The sequence below is a fragment of the Aurantimonas sp. E1-2-R+4 genome, assembly GCF_036549515.1.
Lineage (GTDB): Bacteria > Pseudomonadota > Alphaproteobacteria > Rhizobiales > Rhizobiaceae > Aurantimonas > Aurantimonas coralicida_A.
On record NZ_JAZHLK010000087.1, the window covers coordinates 1 to 6,699 of the forward strand.

Consider the following 6,699-nt stretch of genomic DNA (forward strand, 5'->3'; position numbering starts at 1 on the left):
GATTTCGAGAACCTGTCGCGCAACGCGCTCGCATTCCTCAAACTGGCGTCTATCCGCCTAATGCTGCGAAGGCTTTGTTCAAATTGAACAACTTTCCGGACCGACTCTTATATCTTTTCGCCTTCAGCGAGTATGAGGGCACGCGCCTTGCCTCGTTTCCACGTTACGTGAACACATTCCTAGTCGCATTATGGGTGATTGGCCCGGTTTTTCTCGCGCTCGGCAGCAGTACGGGATTTCGACGGGTTTTAGCGATCGCCGTACTCGCTGTTCCTCTATACTTTAGCGCCCCATCGCTTCGCCTGATGCCGGCAACGTTCTCGCAAGTCTCGAACCCTTCATTCGCCGTGCGGGCGGAAGTCGAAGAACTTCTCAACCAGACTCCGCCGGAGGTGCGGCGAGGTGCTCATACATTCGTGATCTGGAATGGCACTGTCGGTGAACAATTTTACATGGCGATGTACGGACTGACGCCTGCACCTACCAACAGATCGGGTTTTAGCTTCGGTCAACCGCGTTTTGAAGGCGATGTCTGGTCTCAGGATATCCCTGTTGACAAATTCGAAACGCTCCTGGAGAACAGCTCGTACGTTCTGCTTGGGCGAGTTGACGAGGAATTCGTGGATCGATATTCGTCCCTGTTTGAAGAACATCCGGTGATCGGTTGGTATAGTCTGGACCGTGAATCTGAGGGCGTAATTATGAGGAAGATAGATTAACGGTTCTGTTTTTCGGGATTGTCAGATGAAGAGCCTAGTGGGGCTACCGAAAACTAAAATTATGGGTTCGACACATATGCTCGAAGCTGCGAAGATTGCCGTCGTTATTCCGGCATACGGCGTCCGCGATCACGTGCTTTCAGTAATTGAAGACATCGGCCCAGAAGTGTGCGCCATCTATGTTGTTGATGACGCTTGCCCGCAGCAAACCGGGCGCTTCGTTGAAGGGAGCGTTGTCGATCCGCGCGTCCGTGTGATCTTCAATTCGGTCAATCAGGGTGTTGGAGGGGCAACACTCGTGGGAATGGTGCAGGCCACGGCCGACGGAGCTGATATCCTTGTGAAGATTGATGGTGACGGACAGATGGACCCCAGGTTCGTGCCGAGTTTTACCGGCGCCATCGAACGCGGTGAAGCCGATTATACAAAAGGTAATCGATTTTTCGAGCTCGAAGGGCTGCGTTCAATGCCGATGGGACGGTTGATTGGAAATGCTGGCCTTTCTCTGATGACAAAGGTCTCGACGGGCTACTGGCATACATACGACCCTACGAACGGGTTTTTTGCCATTCATTCCAGCCTCATCGAATACCTTCCAGTCGAAAAGATATCGAAGAGATACTTCTTCGAATCCGATTTGCTTTTTAGATTGAGCATAGTCGGCGCTCGGATTGTCGATGTTCCTATGCATGCGCATTACGGAGACGAGACCAGCGGAATGCAGCCGCTTCGCGAGATCCCGCGTTTCTTTGCAGCACACTGCAAAAATTTTGCAAAACGAATATTTTACAATTACTTTTTGCGGAATTTTAGTATTGCATCCGTAGAGCTTGCGCTGGGGGTGCTTCTGTTTCTATTTGGGATCGTGTACGGCGCACTGAATTGGGGGACGACTGAGCCGGCAACGGCTGGCACTGTGATGCTCGCAGCGTTGCCGGTCATCGTCGGAGTTCAACTCCTCCTGGCCTTCTTGAACTACGACATCCAGTCCGTTCCGAAGCTGACGCTCTATCCTCGCCTTCTGATGTCAACAGTCCGTCCGCGTGCATTGAGGCATCATAAGGCAGGTCTTGCTGCGTCCTCCCGGAAGTGAAGGCGAGACCCTCTGGTACTCCGTTCTTCGCGCGGCGTGTGGTGAAGACTCGCCAGCTTCAAAGCGGCTCGGCGCCTATCAAACGCCCGATCCTGTCTGCATTTGCCATCATGGTCAGCGTATGAGGCTTGGCCGGCAGACTCGAGAAGTTTGCAGCATCAGCAATATAGACGCCATCCAGCCCTGCGACGCGGCCTTGCGGGTCGCATTCTCCTATGGCGGGTGTCCATTTCATCGGGAATGTGGCGGCGTAATGTAGGTCGGAGCCGGCTTCACCCGGGACGAATGAGCCGGGAACGAGTATGGCCCCGAGCTTCAAGAAGAACGTCTGCAATTGCCTTCGGAGCTGGGCTGCCGCATTTCCAAAACCAGGAGCAAACCCACCAGAGACAACGACCTTGTCACCACCGTCGAGACCGATGGCGAGGTTCGAGAGCGAGCCGGGGAAGAAGGCGTTGCCGACGGCGAAGGACGGTCCGAGCGCGCGCCATATCGCGGCGGCGAGGGGCCGTGAGAAGGGGATGTGCGGCAGGAACTCGGATGCCGGCAGGTTTATCGTCGAGAACAGGTTCCCGTGAACACTCACGCCGCGCGGATCGTGTGTGGCGAAGGACACCTGGGCAAAGCCGGTCGTCATCTCAGGCCGTGCCCTGGCGAGAGTGGGCTGCCAGACGAGAAACGCTGCCGATGGCGTGGACCACAACCTTCGAGGCGCCTTGAGGCCAAGGCTCCGCAGGACGATGGCGGATGTTGCAAGCGTCCCCGCTGCGAGGACAACGGTGCGGGCGCGGACCGTCACGGGTTCTCCGCCGCCGCGACGGTGACCACGAACGTGCCATCCGACGTCAGAGCGTTCGAGTTTATGGATGACAACATTGGAGCGCAGGGTTACCGAAGGATGATCGGCAAGACAAGCGATGTCGTCCTTCGCCGAATACAGCGAACGCCGCGAACATCCCCACAGGCACATTCCGGACAGATTGCATCCATGCCTCGAGCCACTTTCCCCCGCCAGGACCGCGTTCCGGGACGCGCCCAGCGCGACGCCGGACCGGGGATGCGCCTCGCTCCGCCGCAGGAGACGGTGTACGGCCCGATCCATCGGGAGTGCGGGCGAAGCCCATTCGTCTAAGCCAAAATGGTCTTTTAGCGCATCATCGCGACGACCGGAGAGGCCGATCCTCTTCGAAACAGTCGCCATAGAATCCCTTAAGTCTACGGACGAAAAGGGAAAATCCTCAAGATCAGCATCATCGAAGGCCGAGACGCCGCAACCCCAGGCGTTCGACAAGCCGCCCGTGGTGAGCGATCCTGCGAGCGTCGGACCATCAGCCACGATGCCGTTCTCGTTGAGAAAATCCTTAAAGACGTATGACTGCGTCGGCGTGCGAAGCTTGGGTGAAAGTTTTCGCCTGTCGTCCGACAGCATGGCCTCGGGCGAGGAAAACCAGTCGTTGGAGCGGCCGGCGCCCTGGCGGAGATCTAGATACTGACCAGGCGGGGCATCGAGGAGAGGTGGGGTACCGTCATCGGCGTCGAGGATGAGGACCTGGCGCCCGGCCTCCACCAGGGGAAACGTCACGGACGCAGCCGCCGGGCCCGATCCGACTACGACGACATCGAAAAGGGCTGCGTCTTCAGACATGGCCTCTGGCCAGCCGCTTGCGCACAATCCCTACGATGACGAATGGAACTTCGGCAGTCGTCCGCACCGCTATCATCAAAAGAGACGCGAGGTTCGTCTCACCCTGAACCCGCAGGAAACGATAAACGGTCACGGGCGCCGATTCCGCTATGGACATGGCTGCATCGAGCTGTCGTTCGAAAGCCGGATCGACTCCCATAACATCTCGAAACCAGAGCGTGGGCGGAAACAAACGCTCCAAGAGAGCGAACCCCAAGGGACTACGCGCTCGGGCGTCTGTCCTGAGAAGCCGGACGTATCGGCGCACCATGTCTCCAGGGGGAGACCGACCGACTATGTAACGGAGGATCGCCGCCGCTTCCCGGGACCGAACCCTCATGCCTTTGCTGCTCAAATCGAGGCGCTGCCGCCAATCGACTTCTGCTAGCGCAAGGTTTCTCATATCGTCGCGTGCATGGAGCGGTGGGAGGTCGAAGAGGGAGCGCAGACGGCGCAGAGGGGCAATCCTTACCCCGGCTAACTCGGCGAGTTTGTCCGCCAACGTGATCAAGGCGCTAGGAATAGGTAATTTTAACGGTCGTCTGCCATGCCGCCGCAGCGCGACTTCGGACATGAATCGGTGGAAAGGGACCGGGTACGCGCTCGCGATATGGTAGCATTCCCCATTGCGGCCCTCGTCGGCGGCGGCGATGAGGCCCGTGGCAAGATCGGCAACATTAATAGGGTAAATCAGAGGTGAGGGTATGAATCGCGGGACGATCGGGGAACGCCGCGCAACGTCATCGAGAACCGCGAACAGACCGCCCGGCTTAGATCCGATGACAAGACCCGGCCTGACGACCACGGCGCCTCTCTCGATTGCCTCCTTCTCACACAGCCACTTTGTTCGACCGTAATCCGTCGGAGCATGGGGACTGGCAGCTTGGCTCGACACGAATACGACACGGACTCCGGGCCTCGCCCCGGCGAGTATCGATCGCAAAGCGTCGAGTTCGATATGCGAGCGCATAAATGGTCCACGGTCGGTCTCTGCCGCCAGATGAATGATAGCGTCCACATCCGCCAGCAACCCGTCGGGAAGAGACTCCGTTAGATCGTATTTCCGCCATGTCGCCTCACGAGTGTCGATTGCGCTTCTAGCCAAGGCGACGACATCGTCTCCGCGAGCAGCCAACTGCCTCACGACTTCTCGTCCTATAAAGCCGCGCGCGCCCGTGACTGCAAATGTCTTCACCACCAATATCAACGTCCTCTGTTAAACACGTATCGCTGAGCCAGAACGTAACTGATAACAACCGTGCAGATATCAGCGAATATTTTTGCTGGCAGAAGCGGTATGGACATCCACAAGAGTGAACTAAGCACCGCGCTCGAGAGAAAAGCATTGCCTAAAAGAAGCGAGGCGTAGCGCGACCCTTGGCTGAAGATGGATCTTGCGGTCTGTCCGATCGCTTGAAAGGTCAAAACACGATGAAAAAAGAACGCAAAAATACCGGCCAAAATTTTCCCAACGACGTTCGCGAAGAAGACTTCAAGTGCCCCGGATAGTACGAAGGCGTAGAAAGATCCGATGTCGATGAGATAAGCAAGGACCTGCCCAGACAGGTACAGGATTGGTGAACGCATGTTAGGTATTGCGCGCGAGCACGACGACGTGATGCAGAGCGCTCCTCCCAAGTGCGGGTCGCAACGCGTACTCAGCGCCGCGTAGCGGGCGATCCATGAAGTTCGGAACCATCTGCCGAAAATTGACCCCGCCCGACATCAGGTAGCGGATCCAATTGTCGAGAGGCTGGTGATGAGCGATCCTGAGGCCCGGGAACTCGTTCTCGAAATTCTTTCTGTCACGTTGGAAGACAATATAGCTGAGTGCCTGATTGGCGTTCAGCATTGCCGTGTTATCGGGGTTCTCCCAGTTTTCCTGCTGTGGGTCATAGGACTCCGATGTGAAGAGGCGGGTGAATACAAAACGTGCGAATGGACTCCAATAGGGTTCAATCAGAATAACCGCGCCCTTGTCCGATAGGGTTCTGTTGACCTCCCGCAGGAAACGGCGAGGTTCGGGAAAGTGATGGAATACGTGCTGCGCGAAAAATGTCCTGACGGACTTATCCGCAAGGTCCATCGACTGGGCGTCGAGCGTACGGTCCAAGTGTGGGGCATCTACCAAATCGGTCGCGAGAATCTCGGGATCGCGCTCTTTCAATGGCCAGGCGCCTGCCCCGAGTTCTATTCGAAGACCGGGCCCGGACGTATAGCGATCTTCCAGCGCAAGCATCAACCCTTGCATCTCGCCAAACACCGATCGCGTCAACGCTTTGCGTTCGATGATCGCACGGTGGGCCTCCACGCGCGCCGTTGAATCCATGGCTACGCCGCTCAGCATCGGTTCCTGGAGAATGTTCCTCAAGGTCTGAAGCATATGAACTCTACCGGTGGAAGGGTTTGGAATACTTCTGCTGAATAAAAACAGAATGTCGCGGGATGAATGCGAACTGGCCGTCTTCTTTGTTCACTGTGGTGCCGCCACCTTCGACGTGAGGGCTTTACGTGAGATTCTCGGCCTTATGGCATTCAGCCCATTAATCCCAAGGTTTCTTAATAACAGCCGCGACGCATGGCCTGCAACCACAAATCCGCCCCCCCTCGCAGAGGCGGCCGGTCGTGTCCCACGAGGTGGTGTAGCTGAGCGGTCATCGAGGGTTCCGCGGTAGGGTCGAGTTGCTGACAACAACCGAACCGATGGATGACCTGGATGACCAAACCCATGATGGACCTGCGCGAGCTGGTCGAGAAGAGTGCTGACGCCGACATTCTTCGCGAGATGATCGGCTTTGCCGCCGAACGGCTGATGGAACTGGAGGTCGGCGTTGCGACCGGCGCCAGTTATGGCGAGAAGAACGTCGAGCGCCTGGCCCAGCGCAACGGCGACCGCGACCGCGACTGGCAGACCCGCGCCGGCAGCGTCGAACTGCGCATCCCGAAGCTGCGGACCGGTTCCTATTTCCCGTCTTTCCTTGAGCCCCGACGGGCCGTCGAGAAGGCGCTCGTGGCCGTCATTCAAGAGGCCTACGTGCATGGTGTATCGACGCGCTCCATGGACGATCTGGACTTGCATCGGAACGAATGCGGCTCTTGCGCATGTTGTGTGGTTTTCACGGCGCCAGGATCAGTCGGCGGCGGAGCAGTTCGAGATTTCCGCGACCATACATTGAGCGCTTGAGCAGCTTCAGCTTATTCAC

Annotated in this window: 6 protein-coding genes and 1 pseudogene; 3 read left to right on the top strand and 4 right to left on the bottom strand. The window is 57.4% G+C overall.

All coding sequences use genetic code 11. From position 1 onward, the window contains the following. A partial coding sequence (locus VQ045_RS20805; RefSeq protein WP_331831476.1) for a hypothetical protein occupies positions 1–719 on the top strand: 719 nt, incomplete at its 5' end. 25 nt (positions 720–744) lie between these two features. Continuing rightward, positions 745–1,812: a glycosyltransferase family 2 protein gene (locus VQ045_RS20810; protein WP_331831477.1), complete on the top strand. Its 1,068-nt coding sequence runs from the start codon at positions 745–747 to the stop codon at positions 1,810–1,812. Between the two features lie 58 nt (positions 1,813–1,870). Here VQ045_RS20810 and VQ045_RS20815 read toward each other — a convergent pair whose 3' ends face one another. The 4 genes from VQ045_RS20815 to VQ045_RS20825 are packed head-to-tail and all read right to left on the bottom strand — an operon-like array spanning position 1,871 to position 5,879. Beyond that, positions 1,871–3,457, bottom strand: a complete 1,587-nt coding sequence (locus VQ045_RS20815; protein ID WP_331831478.1) for a GMC oxidoreductase — start codon at positions 3,455–3,457, stop codon at positions 1,871–1,873. Then, complete coding sequence (locus VQ045_RS22120) at positions 3,450–4,694, bottom strand: NAD-dependent epimerase/dehydratase family protein (RefSeq protein ID WP_442879924.1); 1,245 nt, start codon at positions 4,692–4,694, stop codon at positions 3,450–3,452. Before VQ045_RS22120 ends, VQ045_RS20815 begins: the two co-directional genes overlap by 8 nt. 5 nt (positions 4,695–4,699) lie before the next feature. Next, complete coding sequence (locus tag VQ045_RS20820; RefSeq protein WP_331831479.1) at positions 4,700–5,083, bottom strand: GtrA family protein; 384 nt, start codon at positions 5,081–5,083, stop codon at positions 4,700–4,702. A gap of 1 nt (position 5,084) precedes the next feature. Continuing rightward, positions 5,085–5,879: a class I SAM-dependent methyltransferase gene (locus VQ045_RS20825; RefSeq protein WP_331831481.1), complete on the bottom strand. Its 795-nt coding sequence runs from the start codon at positions 5,877–5,879 to the stop codon at positions 5,085–5,087. 333 nt (positions 5,880–6,212) lie between these two features. Between VQ045_RS20825 and VQ045_RS20830 the strand changes: the two are divergent. Then, positions 6,213–6,566, top strand: a pseudogene (locus tag VQ045_RS20830) (transposase); the annotation flags it as partial. Positions 6,567–6,699 lie beyond the last annotated feature (133 nt).

Coding starts and splice junctions, on each gene's coding strand:
- VQ045_RS20810 (WP_331831477.1), top strand. CDS start 745: ATGAAGAGCCTAGTGGGGCTACCGAAAACTAAAATTATGGGTTCGACA.
- VQ045_RS20815 (WP_331831478.1), bottom strand. CDS start 3,457: ATGTCTGAAGACGCAGCCCTTTTCGATGTCGTCGTAGTCGGATCGGGC.
- VQ045_RS20820 (WP_331831479.1), bottom strand. CDS start 5,083: ATGCGTTCACCAATCCTGTACCTGTCTGGGCAGGTCCTTGCTTATCTC.
- VQ045_RS20825 (WP_331831481.1), bottom strand. CDS start 5,879: ATGCTTCAGACCTTGAGGAACATTCTCCAGGAACCGATGCTGAGCGGC.